This window comes from Nonomuraea sp. NPDC059007 (assembly GCF_042740555.1).
Classification (GTDB): domain Bacteria; phylum Actinomycetota; class Actinomycetes; order Streptosporangiales; family Streptosporangiaceae; genus Nonomuraea.
Map to the genome: position 1 here is coordinate 98,549 of NZ_JBHYJD010000010.1, position 16,485 is coordinate 115,033.

13 protein-coding genes are annotated in these 16,485 nt (G+C 71.6%); 3 read left to right on the top strand and 10 right to left on the bottom strand.

The features are described 5' to 3' along the window. The 5 genes from ACFWY5_RS18670 to ACFWY5_RS18690 form a co-directional block, all read right to left on the bottom strand. Positions 1–846 (bottom strand): carbohydrate ABC transporter permease, encoded by an 846-nt coding sequence (locus ACFWY5_RS18670; RefSeq protein ID WP_379633224.1) that lies wholly within the window; start codon positions 844–846, stop codon positions 1–3. Beyond that, the gene (locus ACFWY5_RS18675; RefSeq protein ID WP_379621618.1) at positions 843–1,772 is read right to left on the bottom strand and encodes a carbohydrate ABC transporter permease; all 930 of its coding nucleotides are present in this window, start codon (positions 1,770–1,772) and stop codon (positions 843–845) included. Before ACFWY5_RS18675 ends, ACFWY5_RS18670 begins: the two co-directional genes overlap by 4 nt. Further along, positions 1,769–3,121, bottom strand: a complete 1,353-nt coding sequence (locus ACFWY5_RS18680) for an extracellular solute-binding protein (protein ID WP_379633226.1) — start codon at positions 3,119–3,121, stop codon at positions 1,769–1,771. Before ACFWY5_RS18680 ends, ACFWY5_RS18675 begins: the two co-directional genes overlap by 4 nt. 113 nt (positions 3,122–3,234) lie before the next feature. Next, positions 3,235–4,509, bottom strand: a complete 1,275-nt coding sequence (locus tag ACFWY5_RS18685; RefSeq protein WP_379633228.1) for an enolase C-terminal domain-like protein — start codon at positions 4,507–4,509, stop codon at positions 3,235–3,237. A gap of 86 nt (positions 4,510–4,595) precedes the next feature. Beyond that, complete coding sequence (locus ACFWY5_RS18690) at positions 4,596–6,467, bottom strand: hypothetical protein (RefSeq protein ID WP_379633230.1); 1,872 nt, start codon at positions 6,465–6,467, stop codon at positions 4,596–4,598. Between the two features lie 86 nt (positions 6,468–6,553). Here ACFWY5_RS18690 and ACFWY5_RS18695 point away from each other — a divergent pair, with 86 nt between their 5' ends. The 3 genes from ACFWY5_RS18695 (at position 6,554) to dgoD (ending at position 10,053) form a co-directional block, all read left to right on the top strand. Further along, positions 6,554–7,678: a GntR family transcriptional regulator gene (locus ACFWY5_RS18695; protein ID WP_379633232.1), complete on the top strand. Its 1,125-nt coding sequence runs from the start codon at positions 6,554–6,556 to the stop codon at positions 7,676–7,678. Positions 7,679–7,843: 165 nt separating this feature from the next. After that, positions 7,844–8,908 carry a Gfo/Idh/MocA family protein gene (locus tag ACFWY5_RS18700; protein ID WP_379621628.1) on the top strand — a complete coding sequence of 355 codons (1,065 nt, stop codon included), beginning with the start codon at positions 7,844–7,846 and terminating at the stop codon, positions 8,906–8,908. Then, entirely contained in the window at positions 8,905–10,053 is a 1,149-nt protein-coding gene (dgoD, locus tag ACFWY5_RS18705) for a galactonate dehydratase (RefSeq protein WP_379633234.1), read from the top strand. Before ACFWY5_RS18700 ends, dgoD begins: the two co-directional genes overlap by 4 nt. A gap of 6 nt (positions 10,054–10,059) precedes the next feature. On the opposite strand, the gene ACFWY5_RS18710 is transcribed toward dgoD, so the two are convergent. Genes ACFWY5_RS18710 through ACFWY5_RS18730 form a run of 5 tightly spaced genes read right to left on the bottom strand, consistent with a single transcriptional unit; the run spans position 10,060 to position 16,392 of the window. Next, a complete protein-coding gene (locus ACFWY5_RS18710; protein WP_379633236.1) occupies positions 10,060–11,847 on the bottom strand; it encodes an ABC transporter ATP-binding protein in 1,788 nt (595 codons plus the stop codon). 1 nt (position 11,848) lies between these two features. Next, positions 11,849–12,733, bottom strand: a complete 885-nt coding sequence (locus ACFWY5_RS18715) for an ABC transporter permease (RefSeq protein ID WP_379621634.1) — start codon at positions 12,731–12,733, stop codon at positions 11,849–11,851. Next, positions 12,730–13,725 (bottom strand): ABC transporter permease, encoded by a 996-nt coding sequence (locus tag ACFWY5_RS18720; protein WP_379621636.1) that lies wholly within the window; start codon positions 13,723–13,725, stop codon positions 12,730–12,732. Before ACFWY5_RS18720 ends, ACFWY5_RS18715 begins: the two co-directional genes overlap by 4 nt. Continuing rightward, positions 13,722–15,377 (bottom strand): ABC transporter substrate-binding protein, encoded by a 1,656-nt coding sequence (locus tag ACFWY5_RS18725; RefSeq protein WP_379633238.1) that lies wholly within the window; start codon positions 15,375–15,377, stop codon positions 13,722–13,724. Before ACFWY5_RS18725 ends, ACFWY5_RS18720 begins: the two co-directional genes overlap by 4 nt. After that, on the bottom strand, positions 15,364–16,392 hold the full coding sequence (locus ACFWY5_RS18730; protein ID WP_379633240.1) for a LacI family DNA-binding transcriptional regulator: 1,029 nt from the start codon (positions 16,390–16,392) through the stop codon (positions 15,364–15,366). Before ACFWY5_RS18730 ends, ACFWY5_RS18725 begins: the two co-directional genes overlap by 14 nt. Positions 16,393–16,485: the final 93 nt, after the last annotated feature.

The window sequence follows — 16,485 nt, forward strand, 5'->3', positions numbered from 1 at the left end:
TCAACCCTTCACCCCCGTGAATCCGACACCGCGCACGATGTACTTCTGAAAGACGATGAACACCAGCACCGGCGGCAGAAGTGCCATGAACATGCCGGCGATGACCATGTTCTCCTCGGCGAACTCCGCCAGCCTGGGCAGCGCCACCGAGATCGGCTGCGCCTCGCCGTCGGAGATCGCGACCATGGGCCAGAGGAAGTCCTTCCACGCGCTCATCAGCGTGAGCAGCGAGGTCACCGCGAGGACCGGCTTGGACATGGGCAGCACGATGTACCAGAACATCCGCCACGGTCCCGCGCCGTCGACCTGCGCCGCGCCGAACAGCTCGCGCGGGATGCCGTCGAAGAAACGTTTCATGAGCAGGACCGTGAACGCGTGCGAGGCGTGCGGCAGCCATACCGCCCAGGTGGTGTTGGCGATGCCCAGGTCCAGGACGGTCAGGTAGAGCGCGACCAGCGAGACGCTGCCCGGCAGGAACAGCGTGGCCAGGATCGCGCCGTAGACGTAGGGGCCGTAGCGGGGGCGCAGCACCGACAGGGCGTAGGCGCCCATGACGGAGACGATGATCTGCGCCAGCCACGAGCCGCCGGCCAGGATGACCGTGTTGAGCATGAAGTGACCGATGCGCAGCCTGCTCCACGCCTCGCCGAGCAGCGACCAGTCGGGGCTGGCGGGGAACAGGCGCAGCGGGTCGGTGAGGAGTTCCTGGGTGGGCGAGATGGCGCCCTTGATCGTCCAGAGGATCGGGCCGAGGCCGAGCACGAGCACGCCGAGGAAGACGGCGAACTGGGTCGAGCCGAGGACGACCCGCACGATCCGGCGCTGCCGGTCGAAGTTGGAGATCATGAGCTGCTCCACGTTCTGGTCGCGCGCAGGTACACCGCCGACAGGGCGCCGAGCACCACGGCCAGCAGCACCGACAGCGCCGCCGCCATGCCGTAGTCGCCGTAGACGAAGGCGTAGCGGTAGATGAGCAGCAGGACCGTCACCGTGGAGTCCTCCGGCCCGCCGTCGGTCATGACGAACGGCTCGGTGAAGACCTGGAAGGTGCCGATGACCTGCAACAGCAGCATGAGCAGCAGCACGCCGCGCAGTTGCGGCAGCGTGATGTGCCACACGCGCCGCCAGATCGAGGCGCCGTCGCTCTCGGCCGCCTCGTAGAGCTCCTTGGGCACGGCGGTCAGCGCCGCCAGGTAGATCAGCACGGTCCCGCCGGCGCCCGCCCAGGTGGCTTCGAGCACCAGGGAGGGCATCGCCCACGCGGTGTCCTGCAGCCAGGGGTACGGCCCCAGCCCGGCCAGCCCGAGCAGGTTGTTGAGCAGCCCGTAGTCGGCGTTGTAGAAGAACTTCCACATCATGATCGCCACGACCGGCGGCACCGCCACCGGCAGGTACACCAGCACCCGGAACACCGCGGAACCCCGCCGCAGCTGCGACATCACCACCGCCAGGAAGACCGGCACCGGGAAGCCGAACAGCAGCGCGAGCACCGTGAACCAGGCCGTGTTGACCACGGCGGTGCCCAGCAGCGGATCGGCGAACAGGTTGGCGAAGTTCTCCCACGCCACCCACTCGGCCGCCGCCACCAGGTTGGTGCGCTGGAAGGCCAGCAGCCCGCTCTGGATGATCGGCCACCAGGAGAAGACGGCGAAGACCAACACCAGCGGTGCCAGGAACAACACCGAGGCCAGGCCATACGGGCCGCGCCGCCGCCGGGCGCGGCCCGGCGCGGGCGCCGCCGCCCGCTCCTTCCGCTGCAGGACCGCCGTCACCGCTGCGACCTGTCCAGGATCGGCGTCACCTTCCCGACCGCCTTGGCCAGCTCACCCGCCGGGTCGGCGTCCTTTCTCGTGAGTACGGCCTGCACCACCGTGTCCAGGGCGGCGTAGAGCTCCTGCCCGGCGACCGGCGGCTCGGAGATGAACTCCTGCTTCTTCACGCCCTCGTTGTAGGTGGCGAAGTGGTCCCAGTTCACGTTGGAGGCGGCCTTCTCGGCGGCCACCACCGGCCCGGAGACCGCGTCGGAGTAGAACGGCAGCGTGGGCAGGCCCGCGACCAGGCCGTCGGCCTTCCGCTTCTCGGCGCGCCGGGTGGCGAGCGCGGGGTCGTACTTGGGGCGCAGGTAGAAGTAGTCGATCCACTTCACGGCCGCCTGCCGCTGCTCGGGGGTGGCCTTCGGGCTGACCACGGCGACCGTGCCGCCGAGCAGGGTGCCGTTGCCGGAGCCCGAGGGGAGCGTGGTCTGGCCGTAGCTCTCCGGCTTGCCGGCGAACTTCGCGACGTAGCTGGAGTAGAGGTTGGGCGCGCCCATCATCATCGCGACCTTGCCGGAGGCGAAGTCGCGCAGCAGGTCGTCCTGGTTGCGCAGGTGCTGGGTGCCCATCGACCCGTCCTGCCAGCGCATCGCCTTGAGCAGATCGAGCGCGCTTCTGGTGGGGACGTCGTCGAAGGCGGGTGCGTACTTGCCACCCTGCTCCTTCTCCATTCGGCCGCCGTAGGAGTAGGTCATCGTGGTGAGCATCCAGCCGCCGGTGTTGGCGGTGGCGTGCATGCCGAAGCCCGGCACTCCGGCCTTGTCGCTGATCTGCTTGGCGGCGGCGCGGACCTCGTCCCACGTGGCCGGGGGCTTGTCGGGGTCCAGGCCGGCCTTGGTGAACAGGTCGCGGTTGTAGACCAGGCCGGCGGCGTACGCCTCGGTGGGCAGGCCGTACACCTTGCCGCCGGAGCTGCTCGGGGCCAGCAGGCGGGGATCGAAGTCCTTGTTGGCCAGGACCTTCAGGTCGGCGGTGAGGTCGGCGACCTGGCCGCGCTTGATCATGGCGGGCGGGTCGGTGAGCGGGATGCGGAAGACCGTCTCCAGCTGGCCGGCCGCCAGGCGCGCGGCGAAGGTCTTGACGTCGTACTGGGTCTCGGTCGGCTTGAGCTTGATCGTCGGGTTGGCCTTCTCGAACGCGGCCACGTCGGCCAGGAAGTTCTTCTGGCTCTCTGCCTGCGTACTCGGCGGCATGCCGGAGACGGTGATCTCGATCTTGCCGCTGTCGGCGCCGTCCTGGCCTCCGCCGCAGGCGGCGGTGGCGAGCAGGAGCAGTCCCGCAGCTCCTCGTGCGATGTGTGTGTTCATCGGGACTCCAGTTCGTGCCGGGGGGCGAGGTGAGTCGAACGTTATATTTGACGCGTTAACGTGTAAAGCACGAGATGGTAACTTGGCCGAAATATCGTGATTTAACGCGTTAACTAGGGTGGCTCCAGGCCGCCGTCGGGGCGGCGCACCCGCGCCGCCCACCGCTCGTGCAGGTGCGTGACCGGCGGGAACCGCGCGGCCAGCCGTTCGTCGAGTTCCACGCCCCAGCCGGGCGCTGAGGAGGGATGGAGGTGGCCGCCGACGGGATTGAGCGTGCCGGGGAACACCTCGCACACCGCCTCCGGGTAGACGTGCGCCTCCTGGATGCCGAAGGCGGGCGTACTGACGTCGAGCGCGAGGTTGGCCGCGACGCCGACCGGCGAGACGTCGCCCGGCGAGTGCCAGGCGGTGCGCACCCCGGTCAGCTCGCACAGGGCCGTGAGCTTGCGCGCGGGGGTCAGGCCGCCGATCGCGGAGACGTGGCAGCGCAGCAGGTCCACGCCGCCGTTCAGGACGAGCCTGGCCGCCTCGGGCACCGACACCAGCAGCTCGCCGGCGGCGATCGGCACCGGTGAGGCGGCCCTGACCTCGGGCAGGCGGTCGTAGTGCTCGGGCGCGACCACGTCCTCCAGGAAGAACAGCCGGTGGTCGGCCAGGCTGCGGGCCAGGATGACCGCGTCCTTCGGGGTCAGGCGGCTGTGCACGTCGTGCAGCAGCTCGACCTCCTCCCCCAGCACCTGCCTGGCCCGCTCGAACAGCGCGGGCGTGGTGCGCAGGTAGTGGCGCACGTCCCAGCCGTCGGGATGCGGGGCCGCCGGGTAGCCGCCGGGGGCGCCGGGCGCGCCGTAGGTGCCGTGGCCCGGCTGGCCGGTCTGCAGGCGTACGTGGCGGTAGCCGTCCGCCATGAGCCGCTGCGCGTGCTCCAGTGTGGCCTCGACGGTGGCGCCCTCGGCGTGCAGGTAGAGCGGCGCCGCCGCCCTGACCCGCCCGCCGAGCAGCTCGTGTACGGGCATGCCCGCGCGTTTGCCGGCGATGTCCCACAGCGCCATGTCCACCCCGGACAGCGCGTTGTTCAGGACCGGGCCGCCGCGCCAGTAGCTCGACAGGTGGATCATCCGGACGATGTCCTCGATGTCGGCCGGATGGCGGCCGATCAGCAGGGGACCCACGTGCTCGTCGACGGTGGCGGCGACGGCGTGGAAGCGCTGGGTGAAGGTGGCGCAGCCCAGGCCGTACAGGCCGGCGTCGGAGGTGTCCACGCGGACCACCACCAGCGGGATGCCCTCGGGGGCGGTGACGATCGCGCGCACCCCGGTGACGCGCAGGCCGTCGCGGGGCTGCCAGGGGGGTTGTGTCTCGGGCATGACCTGGCCGGGAGAGGGGGGCACGGCATCGCCTTTCAGCGGCTCGTCTTGGGGCAGGACGGTTTCTTGAGTGGGCGGGTCAGCGGGCCGCGGGCCAGCGGGTTGGCGGGTCAGCGGGGGAAGGGCGTCGGGTGCGCGGGCGTGGAGACGCTGAGATCGCCCCAGCTCCAGACCACCTCCGCACCACCGCCGCCCTCTGCCCCTCGGCTCTCCGTGTCGCGGAGCTCGGCGGCGTCGTCCTCCCGACGACCGCTCGGTGAGGTGGGCCAGGGAGCGGCGGAGCCGGCCGGGGCGGTGGAGGAACCGGGGCCCGAAGCGGCAGAGTCGGCCGGGGCGGTGGAGGAACCGGGGCCGGGAGCAGCGGGGGCGGCCGGGGCGGTGGAGGGGCCGGGGGCGGGAGCGGCGGGGGCGGCCGGGGCGGTGGAGGGGCCGGGGGCGGGGGCTGGTGGGAGGTGGTAGGTCAGGGGGGAGGTGGTCGGTCGGTCGTCGCCGGTGAGCAGTTCCACGGCGAAGCCCGCGCGCAGGATCGCGTCGTGGAAGTCCACGGGCCGCACGTCCCCGCTGTACAGCACGACCTCGGCCGCCACCTCGTCCCCCTCCCGAGCCAGCCGCCACCCCGCCGTGACACCCAGGAAGGACGCGGCGGCGGTGTGCACCACGGCCCGCCGCCCGCCGGCGGCCAGCTCGAAACGCCCCTCCCCCAGGTCGCGCCCCGACACCCCGTTCCCGCGCAACGTGACCCGCAGCCGCAGGTCCCCCACCGGGAAGACGGATCCGGGCGGCAGGTCGAGGTTGGGGTGGAAGTCGCCGGAGTCGTAGCTGAGCCACCATCCGGCCAGCACGCGCGGCCCGTCCTGCGCCTGGCGGCACCACGCCGCCGACAGGTCGTGCCCGTTGTGGATCATGCGGGCGCGCAGGACCACGGCCGGGTCGTCGGGCGTACGCCAGTACCCGAGCAGGGGCCGCCGCTGCACCCACGCGAACTCCTCGTTCACGCTGCCCAGGCATGCGTCCTCGGTCAGCCAGGTGGTCCCCGCGGTCTCGCCGTCGAAGACCGTCCGCACCCGCACGGGGTCCGCGGGCAACGCGCGAAACCGCTCCACCAGGTACGGCGGGCACGCCAGCCCCGGCATCAGCCGGGGCGTCGGGTCACCCTCCGGCACCCCGGCCCGCTGCCCGATCGGCACCCCGGTCTGCTCCGCCAGATAACGCGTCAACTCGGGCCGCAGCCAGTCGTCGTAAGCCCGCGCGTGCGGCCCCGCGAGCTGCCCGGTCCCGGGATGGAACCGCTCGGCCACCGCGCCCCACACCCGCTCCCGCAGCCGTTCCACGCCGTCGAGGAACTCCCGGTCCGTCACGACCAGCCGGGCCCGTTCGGCGATCTCCAGGAGGAACGGGCTGTAGGCGGGCGAGTTGTACTCGGCGAAGGCGTCCAGCGCGAGCAGGGCGGTCAGCTTGGCCCTGCCGTACTCCAGCAGGAAGGGTTCGGGGAGCAGTTCGCCGGCGGCGGCCGCGGTCACCGAGCCGAGCAGGGCGATGTTGGTGTAGCGCGGGCCGACGTTCCTGCGGAAGATCGACATGGCCGCGTGGCGCAGCGCCGCCGCCACCCCGCCGTCCAGCACGTCCCCGTGTACGGCCAGCACCTGGGCCAGCCGTACCCCGATGAAGTCCGCCCAGTTCCAGTCGGCCGGGCCCATGGCGTGCGGCGGCTCCTCCAGGAAATAGCCCCAGATGCCGTAGTGCTCGTCCAGGGGGTCGGTCACCTGGAGGGCGGTGACCGCGGCGAGCACCTCGCGCGCGCGGTCCACGCGACCGGCCCGCAGCAGCGCGAGGGCGTAGTCGGTGGACTCACGGGTCTCGTGAACTCGGGTTCCCGCGGGGATCCTGGTGTGGTATCCGTTGCTGCGCGACAGCCGCCAGGGCATGCGCGCGGCGGGATCGTAGCGTTCGTCCTGGAGTTTGAGGAACTGGTCCAGGTCCACGTGGGCTCCTTTCGCCGAATGGGGGCCGACAGTAGCCTTAGCGTGTTAACGTGTCAACGATGACAAAGGCCGACGAAGGGGGCGGGATGAGCGACGCTGGCGACACCCAGGAGCCGCTGTACCAGCAGGTGAAGCGGGATCTGGTCGCCGCGATCTCCCGCGGGGAGTACATCGCCGACGAGCCGTTCATCAGCCAGCGGGAGGTGTGCGAGCGCTTCGGGGTCTCGACCACGACCGCCGTGCGCGCGCTCAACGAGCTGGTCACCGAGGGCTACCTGGTGCGCCACCGGGGCCGCGGCACGTTCGTGGCGGAGCGGCCCGCCGAGCCTCCCCAGGCCAGGGAGCGCTCGATCGCCTACATCATGCACGGGCACGGGCCGCACAACACCGACATCATCGACGGCATCGGGTCGGTCTGCGCCGAGCTGGGCTACCGGATGTTCCTGTCCGACACCAAGGGCTCGGCGGCCGCGCAGGAACGCGCGCTACGGCAGGCGCTCGACACCCAGGCCAGCGGGGTCGCGCTCTACCCGGTGGACGGGCACGCGGAGTCCCCGGCGCTCGACGAGCTGCGCCGGCGCAAGGTGCCGCTGGTGATGGTGGACCGCTACCTGCCCGAGGTGCCCACGGACGCGGTGCTGTTCGACAACTTCGCCGCCGGATACCAGCTGACGCGTTATCTCATCGGCCAGGGCCACCGCCGGATCATGGCGCTGTGGGACGCCACCGACTGCACCAGCGTCCAGGAGCGGCTGTCCGGCCACGTACGCGCGCTGCGCGAGCACGGCATCCCGATCTCCCCCGAGCTCACCGCGCTGACCACCTACCTGCGGCTGCCGGACGAGCGGCGGCGGGCCATGCTTGCCGGGCTGCTGGAACGGGCCGAGCCGCCGACGGTGCTGCTGTGCGCGAACGGCTACGTGCTGGCCCACGCCGCCACCGACCTGACCCGGATGGGTGTGCAGGTCCCGGAGAAGGTGGAGCTGGCCGGGATGGACGACGCGGGGCCGTTCGACCTGCTGCCGCTGACGGTCGCGGCGGCGCAGCTGCCCTCGCGGGACATGGGCGAGCGGGCGATGCGGCTGCTCGCCGAGCGGATCGACCAGCCGGATTCGGGCCGCGAGATCGAGCACATCGTGCTGCCCATCGAGATCCGCACCCGCGACGCCGCCTCCGCCTACCTCCGCGTCGTCTCCACTCAGTCCGCCTGACGCCCGGTCCGCCTGACACCCGGCCCGCCTGACACCCGGCCCGCCTGACGCCCGGCCCGCTTGAGAGCCGGCCCGCTTGACACCCGGTCCGCTCCTGCCCCTTGCCGGGGCGGGAGCCTCACCCTACGCTCGTGGTAAGCGCTTTCCAATCAGGAGGTCTCCTCGGTGCCGCCCCCCATCCGCGTCGCCGTCGTCGGCGGCGGCCAGATCGCGAACGCCGTCCATATGCCGACATTTCGTAAACTGCCGGAGGACATCGAGGTCGTCGCCGTCGTCGACGCCACCGAGGACCTGGCCAGGTCCTTCGCGAGCCGATGGGAGATCCCGCACGCGAGCGGCGACCTGGACGCCACGCTCGCCGAGGTCAAGCCCGATCTCGTGGACATCGCCAGCCCGCCCTCCCTCCACCGCGAGCAGGCCGTCGCCGCGCTGCGCGCCGGGGCGTGGGTGTGGTGCGAGAAGCCGCCGTGCCTGTCGCTGGAGGAGTACGACGCCATCGCCGCCGCCGAGCGGGACGGCGGGCCGTACGCCTCGATCGTCTTCCAGCAGCGCTTCGGCTCCGGCGCGCAGCACCTCAGGCGTCTGATCGAGTCCGGCGCGCTCGGCGCGCCGTATGTGGCGCACTGCCAGACCACCTGGTACCGCGACCCCGCCTACTACGCCGTGCCGTGGCGCGGCAGGTGGGCGACCGAGGGCGGCGGCCCGGCGATGGGGCTCGGCATCCACCAGATCGACCTGCTGCTGGAACTGCTCGGCGACTGGCGCGAGGTGCGCGCCATGGCCGGCCGCCTGGCCCGTGACATCGAGACCGACGACGTGACCACCGCGCTGGTGCGCTTCGAGTCGGGCGCGCTGGCCACCGTCGTCAACACCGCCCTGGCGCCGCGCCAGGTCAGCCACCTGCGCATCGACCTGGCCGCCGCCACCTTCGAGCTGTCCCACCTGTACGGCTACGCCAACGACGACTGGACCTGCACCCCGGCCCCCGGCACCGGCCAGATCCCCTGGCCGCCCCCGAGGGACGAGTCCAGCTCCCACCTGGGCCAGCTGCGTGGCCTGATCGCCGACCTGCGCGCCGGCCGCAGACCGCGGGCCAGCGGAGACGACGGCCGCAACTCCCTGGAGCTGATCTCCGCCATGTACCGCGCCGCGCAGACCGGCGAGACCGTGCGCAGAGGCCAGATCGTCGCGGGCGATCCCTTCTATTCCAGCTTGGAGATCACCCTGTGAAGATCAGCGGGTTCGAGCTCTTCTTCGTGAGGCCGCGCTGGCTGTTCCTGCGCGTCGACACCGACGAGGGCGTGAGCGGCTGGGGCGAGCCGATCGTGGAGGGCCGCGCCGAGACGGTCGCCGCCTGCGTGCGCACGCTCATGGACGTTCTGTCCGGCGCCGACCCACGCCGGGTCGAGGACCACTGGCAGGTGATGACCAAGGGCGGCTTCTACCGGGGCGGCCCGGTGCTGTCGAGCGCGGTCTCGGGCATCGACCAGGCGCTCTGGGACATCAAGGGCAAGGCCCTGGGCGTGCCGGTGTACGAACTGCTCGGCGGCCCCGTCAGGGACCGGGTCCGGGTCTACACCTGGGCGCACGGCGACACCCCCGAAAGGCTGGCCGATGACGCGCGGGCGAAGGCGGCGGCCGGGTTCACGGCGGTCAAGTTCGCCGCGTGGGAAGGGCCGCTGCCCGCCGTACCGTCGGCGGCGCAGGTGCGGGCGATCGTCGCCCGCTTCGCCGCGGTCCGCGAGGCGGTCGGCGACGGCGTGGACGTCGGCGTGGACCTGCACGGCCGCTTCAGCGCCGCCGCGGCCCGCCGGGTGCTGCCGCTGCTGGAGGAGTACCTGCCGATGTTCGCCGAGGAGCCGGTGCTGCCGGAGTTCTCCCGCGACCTGCGCCGGGTGGTGGAGAGCACGTCGGTGCCGATCGCCACCGGCGAGCGCCTCTACTCCCGCTGGGACTTCCGCGACGTCCTGACCACCGGCATCGCGGTCGCCCAGCCGGACCTGTCGCACGCGGGCGGCATCTCCGAGGTGCGCAGGATCGCGGCGATGGCCGAGACCCACGACGTCACGCTCGCGCCGCACTGCCCGCTCGGCCCGATCGCGCTGGCGGCCTGCCTCCAGGTGGACTTCGCGACGCCCAACTTCCTCATCCAGGAGCAGTCGCTGGGCATCGGCTACAACACCGGCGCCGACCTGCTCGACTACCTGGCCGACCCGTCGGTGTTCGCCTTCTCCGCCGGCCACGTCGGGCTTCCGTCCGCGCCGGGGCTGGGCGTGGAGGTGGACGAGCGGACGGTACGGCGGGCCGCCGAGCGCGGGCACGCCTGGCGCAACCCGGTCTTCCGCCACGAGGACGGCTCGTTCGCCGAATGGTGAGCCCTCCTACGGGGAGCCGGTGAGCGTCGGGATCGAGTCGAGCAGCAGCTTGGTGTACTCGTGCTCGGCGTGCCTGATCACCCGCGGCGCCGGGCCGCTCTCGACCACCTTCCCGTCGCGCAGCACGATCACCTCGTCGGCCAGCAGCCGCGCGCTGAGCAGGTCGTGCGTGATGTAGAGCATCGCGATGCCCCGGTCGCGGGCCAGCCGGTCAAGGAGCTGGAGGATCTCGGCGCGGATCGAGACGTCCAGCATGGAGATCGGCTCGTCGGCCACGAGCACGCTCGGCTCGGGCGCCAGCGCGCGGGCGATGACGACCCGCTGGCGCTGCCCGCCGGACAGCTGGTGGGGCAGCTTGTCCAGGTACTGCTCCGCCGGATGCAGCCCGACCGCCTCCAGCAGTCCGGCCGCCTTCTCCGCCGCCGCCCGCTCGCCGAGACCGAGGTGGTTGCGCAGCGGGCGGGAGAGCGCGTACCCGACCGTGCGGGTGGGGTTGAGCGCGGCGAACGGGTCCTGGAAGACGATCTGCACGTGCCGCCGATAGCGGGTGAGCCGCCGGCCGCGCAGCCCGCCCACGTCGAGGTTGCCGAAGGCGACGGTGCCCGAGGTGGGCCGTTCGATGCCGGTCACGAGCCTGGCCAGCGTGGTCTTGCCCGATCCGCTCTGCCCGACCAGCGCGGTCACCCGGCCCGGCCGCAGGTCGAAGGAGACCCGGTCCACGGCCCGCGTCACGGTGTTTCGCCACCCGCGGCGTACCCGGTAGTCCTTGACCACCTCCCGCACCGACACGACCGGCTCGCCCGGCGCGGGCTCGGCGCGGTCCGGGGTGAACGCGCGGGCCCGGCCCGCCTCGGGCAGGTCGCCGCCGAGCACGCAGCGGACCGCGCCGGGACCGGCCGGGGCCAGCGGGGGGTGGGTGGTGGCGCAGGCTTCGACCGCGACCGGGCAGCGCTCGCGGAAGCGGCAGCCGCTCTGCTCCCGGGACAGGTCCGGCGGGCGGCCGGGCACGTAGTCCACGCTCACCTCGGCGGCCCGCGGGTCGGCGTAGGAGCCGAGCAGACCGCGCGTGTAGGGGTGCATCGGGCGGGTGAGCATCGCGGCGGCGGGCTGGTCCTCGACGATCTCCCCCGCGTACATCACCATCACCCGGTCGGCCATCTCCATGACCGTCCCGAGGTCGTGGCTGATGAACAGCACGGCGAAGCCCAGCTCGGCCCGCAGTTCGCGCAGCCGGTCGAGGATGGTGCGCTGCACGACCACGTCGAGCCCGGTGGTGGGCTCGTCCAGCAGCACGAACTTCGGCCGCAGTGCCAGCGCCAGCGCGAGCGCGGCCCGCTGGCGCATGCCGCCTGACAGCTCGTGCGGGTAGCGGCGCAGCACGTCCGGGCCGAGCGCGACCATCTCCATCAGCGCCGCCGCGTCGCCGTCGGCGTCGTGCGCGCGGAAGGCGTCCTCGAACTGCGCGCCGACCGTGATGACGGGGTTGAGGGCGTTCATGCTGCTCTGGAAGACGGTGGAGATCCTGGCCCACCGCAGCGGCCGCAGGTTCTCCTCGCTCGCGTGCGTGACGTCCACGCCGTCGAAGACGACGCTCCCGCCGCTGATCGCGGCGGGCTTGTCCAGCAGCCGCAGTACGGCGTTGCCGAGCGTCGACTTGCCGCACCCGGACTCCCCCAGCAGCCCGACGAACTCGCCCTCGTCCACGTCGAAGCCGACCCGGTCCACCGCGCGTACCGGCGCGGCGTCGCGCGGCCGGTAGGTCACCGACAGCTCGCGCACCTCCAGCAGGGCCATGTCAGTCCTCCCTCAGGTGCGGGTTGCTCAGCGCGTCCACGCCGAAGTTGACCAGCGTGAGCGCGATCATCAGCCCGGCGAAGGCCAGGCCGGGCGCCACCAGCCAGGCCCACTGGCCGGTGAGCATCGCGCCGCCGTTGTTGGCCTGGTTGAGCATCGCGCCCCAGCTCACGCTGGCCGGGTCGCCGAGCCCGAGGAAGGAGAGCCCGGCCTCGCCGCCGATCGCGCCGAGGCAGGCGCCCATGAAGCCGACCACGACGAGCGAGGTCATGTTCGGCATGATCTCCTTCATGATGATCCGGGCGGTGGAGTCCCCGGCGAACTTGGCGGCCGTCACGTAGTCGCGGGTGCGCAGGGAGATGATCTGCGCCCGTTTGATCCGCGCGCCGTACGCCCAGCCCGTGACGCTGATGACCGCGACGATCAGCCACAGTCCCTTGACCGGCGAGTACGCCGCGAGGGTGATCATCAGCGGCAGGACCGGCACGACCAGCGCCAGGTTGGTGAAGAAGGAGAGGATCTCGTCGACCAGCCCGCCGAGGTAGCCGGAGGTCAGCCCGACGGCCAGCGCGATCACCGTGGACAACACCCCCGCGGCCAGCCCGACCACCAGGGAGATCCGGGCGCCGTAGATGAGCTGGGAGAGCACGTCCTCGCCGCGCGCGGTCGTGCCGAGCCAGTGCCCGGCGCCGGGCGGCAGCGAGCCGTCGAAGGAGTCGTCACGCGGCCCGTACGGCGCCAGCCACGGCGCGAGCAGCCCGACGACGACGAACCCGGCCAGCATGACCAGCCCGATCCGGCACTTGCGGTTGCGCCACAGGATGACGAGCCAGCCGGGCAGCCGGGTGGCCCGCCGGGCCTCGGTGGCGGCCAGTTCCGCGGTCATGCGGCCACCTCCCTGCGCACGCGCGGGTCCAGCACGCCGTAGAGCATGTCGGCCAGGAAGTTGGCGAGCAGGACGCCGATCGTGATGAACAGGAACAGGGCCTGCATGAGCGGGTAGTCGCGGTTGGTGACCGAGTCGAGCATCATCCGGCCGAGGCCCGGATAGTTGAAGATCGACTCGACCAGCACGGTGCCACCGAGGATGCCGCCCAGCGCCATGGCGAAGCCGGTCACGTTGGGCAGGATGGCGATGCGGGCGCCGTAGGTGAGCGCGATCCTGCGCTGGGGCAGGCCCTTGGCTCTGGCCAGGCGGGCGTAGTCCTCGCCGAGCGTCTGGACCATGTTGTTGCGCATGCCGATGATCCAGCCGATCGGGCCGACGATGAGCAGCGCCAGCGCGGGCAGCACGCTGTGCTGGAAGGCGTCGGAGAAGAAGATCCAGCTCCAGCCGGGGTTGGAGCCCGGCCCGTAGCCGCCGCGGGCGGGGAACCAATTGAGCGTGATCGCGAAGACGTAGATGAGCATGAGCGCCAGCCAGAAGAACGGCAGCGTGCCGACGAACGTCGAGCCCAGCGTGATCACCGAGTCGGTACGGGTGTTGCGCCGGTGGGCCGCCCACGCGCCGAGCAGCGTGCCCGCGGCGAACGAGAGCACGTGCGTGACCCCGACCAGGATCACCGTCCACCACAGCGCCTGCCCGATCATGTGCGTGACCGGGTAGGGGAAGTAGGTGTAGGAGACCCCGAACTCGCCCCGCAGCACCGCGCCCAGGTAGTTGACGTACTGCGTGAGCAGGGTGCCGTCGGGGGCGCCCAGCATCGTGCGCACCGCGGCGACCTGGGCGGGGTCGATCGCCTGGCTGCGCCCGCTGAGCCGGGCGACGATGGCCTCGGCCGGGTCGCCCGGCTGCAGCCGGGGGATGAGGAAGTTGAGCGTGACGGCGGCCCAGAGGGTGGCCGCGAAGAACCCGGCCCGCCGAAGGAAGTACCTCATGCCGGCTTCAGGTTCGTGATGATGAGCAGGTTGTCGCCCGGGTTGGCGTAGGGGTTCTTCGCGTCGGGCCAGCCGACGGCCTTGTCGGTCTGGTACTGGAACCACTTGGCCCCGTACCACAGCGGGATGACCGGCACCTGCTCCATCATGATCGTGGCCAGGCCGGCGACGGCCTTCTTCTGGGTGGCCTCGTCGGTGGCGACGCGCAGTTCGTCCAGCAGCCGGTCGGTCTCGGCGTCCTTCCAGCGCACGAAGTTGGAGGCCGCCTTCTTGCCGATGGGCGCGCTCTGGTCGCCGGGCAGCGGCTCGGCGAAGTTCCTGAACATGTTGCACGAGCCGCCGTGCACGCCGAGCAGCGCGTCGTAGCTGCCGATCGCCCGGTCGCTCTCGTAGGTCGGGAAGTCCGGGGTCTCCAGGTCCACGTCGAAGCCGAGCGCCTTGAGGTTCTTGACGATGATCTGGCCGGCGGCCAGCCAGTCGGTCCACTCGCCCGGCACCTTGAACGTGAACGTCAGCGGCTTGCCGTCCTTGCCGAGCCGAGTCCCGTCGGCGTCCTTGGTGTAGCCGGCGGCGGTGAGGGCGGCGTCGGCCTTGGCCGCGTCATAGGGGATCACGCCCTTGCCCGTCAGGCCGGGCGGCAGCCACTTGTCGTGGCCGGGGACGATGAGGCCGCTCTGGCTGGCCTGGGTGACGTAGCCGTTCTGCGACTTGTCGATGATCTGCTTGTGGTCGAAGGCGCCGGTGAGCGCCTTGCGGAAGGCCAGGTCGTCGAAGGGCTTCCTGGTGAGGTTGAGGTAGACGCTGATCGTGCCGCCCGGCGGGTACCAGTAGTGGTTGACCTTGGGGTCGCGGGCCACGTAGGCCTTGTCCACGTCGGGGATGAACATCGCGTTGTGGTCGTACTCGCCGCGGCTCATCTTGAGCTGGTCGATCGGGCCGCCGCCGTCGGCCTTGTGGAAGCGGATCTCCTGGACCTTGATCTTGTCGGCCTGCCAGTAGTTCGGGTTGCGCTGGATGGTCAGCTGCTGGCGGTTGAAGGCCTTCACGGTGAACGGGCCGGTGCCGACGGGGTTGTCGGCGTTGACGAACGTCGTCGGGTCGGGGACCTTCGACCAGATGTGCTCGGGCACGATGAGGACGTTGACCGCGAGGGTGAAGGCGGAGGCGCCGGCGTCCTTGAAGCGCATGGTGACGGTCGCGGCGTCGGTGGCCTCGACCGAGGACAGGTAGCGCCACACGCCCTCGTTGTCGAAGGCCGGATGTTTCTTGATCAGGGCGTAGCTGTAGGCCACGTCCTTGGCGGTCAGGGGGGCGCCGTCGGTCCACTTCACGCCCTGCCGTACCCGCAGGACGAGGGTCTTGGGGTCGGTCCAGGAGTACGCGGCGGCCAGCCAGGGCTTGGGGGTGCAAGAGAAGTGGTCGTACTCGACGAGCTTCTCGAAGAGGTATCCGGTGGCGCCCAGCTGGGTGGCGAGCAGGTAGGGGTTGTAGTTGGCCTGCGGCTCGGTGCCGCCGCCGAAGTCGCCGTAGTCCAGGTGGCCGATCATGCCCTGGGCGGTGTCCTGCGGGGCGGCCATGCCTTCCGTGCCGGTGCATCCGGCCACGGCCAGTGCCGCCACTAACGCGATGAGGATCTGCTTACGTCCTCTCACCTTTGCTTTCACTCCTTCTGCTGGTGGTGCAGCCGCAGCTCTCGCGCAGCACCGGTTCGGTGGCGAGGACCGCGTCCATGACGGCTCCCGGGCCGCCGAGTCCGGAGATGAGCAGCCGCGCGGTGGTCGCGCCCAGTTCCCTGATGGGCTGGCGGACCGTGGTCAGGCGCGGCTGCACGAGCGAGGCCATGGGCACGTCGTCGAAGCCGGTGATCGCCACGTCGGCGGGCACCGACAGGCCGCGGCCGAGCGCGCCGATGAGCAGGCCGAGCGCGGTCTCGTCGTTGGCGCAGACCACCGCGCGCGGGCGGCGGCGGCCTTCGAGCAGCTCTCCCGCGGCGATGACGCCGTCGGACTGCTGCAGCCCGAGCCGCAGCGGCTCGCGCGGCGCGCTCACCTTGGCCGCGCGGTGGGCGGCCTTGAACGCCTCCCAGCGCTCGGTCACGTCGGGCGAGCCGCCGGGGTTGCCGACGAACGCCAGCCGCCGGTACCCGTGGTCGAGCAGCAGGTGCCTGGTCAGCTCGCCGATCGTGGTGTTGTCGGCGCGCACGGCGGGCACGCCGTCCATGGAGCGGCCGGCCAGCGTCACGACCGGGACCCGCTCGGCGGCCCGCCGGAGCGCGTCGTCGCTGATCGTGCCGCCGTGGACGGCCATGCCGTCCACCCGCTCGGCCATGGTGAGCACCTGCTCGTCGGCGCCGGCGCGGTGGTGGGTGGCCAGGATGTGCACCGAGGCTCCCGCCGCCATCGCCTCCGACTCGAAGCCCTGGATGAGCTCGGAGAAGTACGGCCCCGCCAGCCCCGGGAAGACCATCGCCACCGAGCCGTGTTTCTGCTCGGCCAGGGCGCGGCCCATCTGGCTGGGACGGTAACCGTATTCCTCGATGACGCGGAGCACGCGCTCGCGCATCTCGGGACTGACCTGGCCCGTTCCCCGCGAGACGCGGGAGACGGTGGCGACGGAGACCTGGGCGATCTTGGCGATCTCTCGCACTGTCGGGCGTCTGTTGCCCATGGCCCGCCTCCGCCGTAACGTGTTGCTGTAACCGCTTTCAGCGACCATATGTGAGGAACCTCACCACGGCAAGACCCCCACGGAGAGGACCCG

Excerpts from the sequence above, each read along its gene's own strand:
- ACFWY5_RS18670 (WP_379633224.1), bottom strand. The coding sequence starts at position 846 with ATGATCTCCAACTTCGACCGGCAGCGCCGGATCGTGCGGGTCGTCCTC.
- ACFWY5_RS18680 (WP_379633226.1), bottom strand. The coding sequence starts at position 3,121 with ATGAACACACACATCGCACGAGGAGCTGCGGGACTGCTCCTGCTCGCC.
- ACFWY5_RS18695 (WP_379633232.1), top strand. The coding sequence starts at position 6,554 with ATGAGCGACGCTGGCGACACCCAGGAGCCGCTGTACCAGCAGGTGAAG.
- ACFWY5_RS18710 (WP_379633236.1), bottom strand. The coding sequence starts at position 11,847 with ATGGCCCTGCTGGAGGTGCGCGAGCTGTCGGTGACCTACCGGCCGCGC.
- ACFWY5_RS18715 (WP_379621634.1), bottom strand. The coding sequence starts at position 12,733 with ATGACCGCGGAACTGGCCGCCACCGAGGCCCGGCGGGCCACCCGGCTG.
- ACFWY5_RS18720 (WP_379621636.1), bottom strand. The coding sequence starts at position 13,725 with ATGAGGTACTTCCTTCGGCGGGCCGGGTTCTTCGCGGCCACCCTCTGG.
- ACFWY5_RS18730 (WP_379633240.1), bottom strand. The coding sequence starts at position 16,392 with ATGGGCAACAGACGCCCGACAGTGCGAGAGATCGCCAAGATCGCCCAG.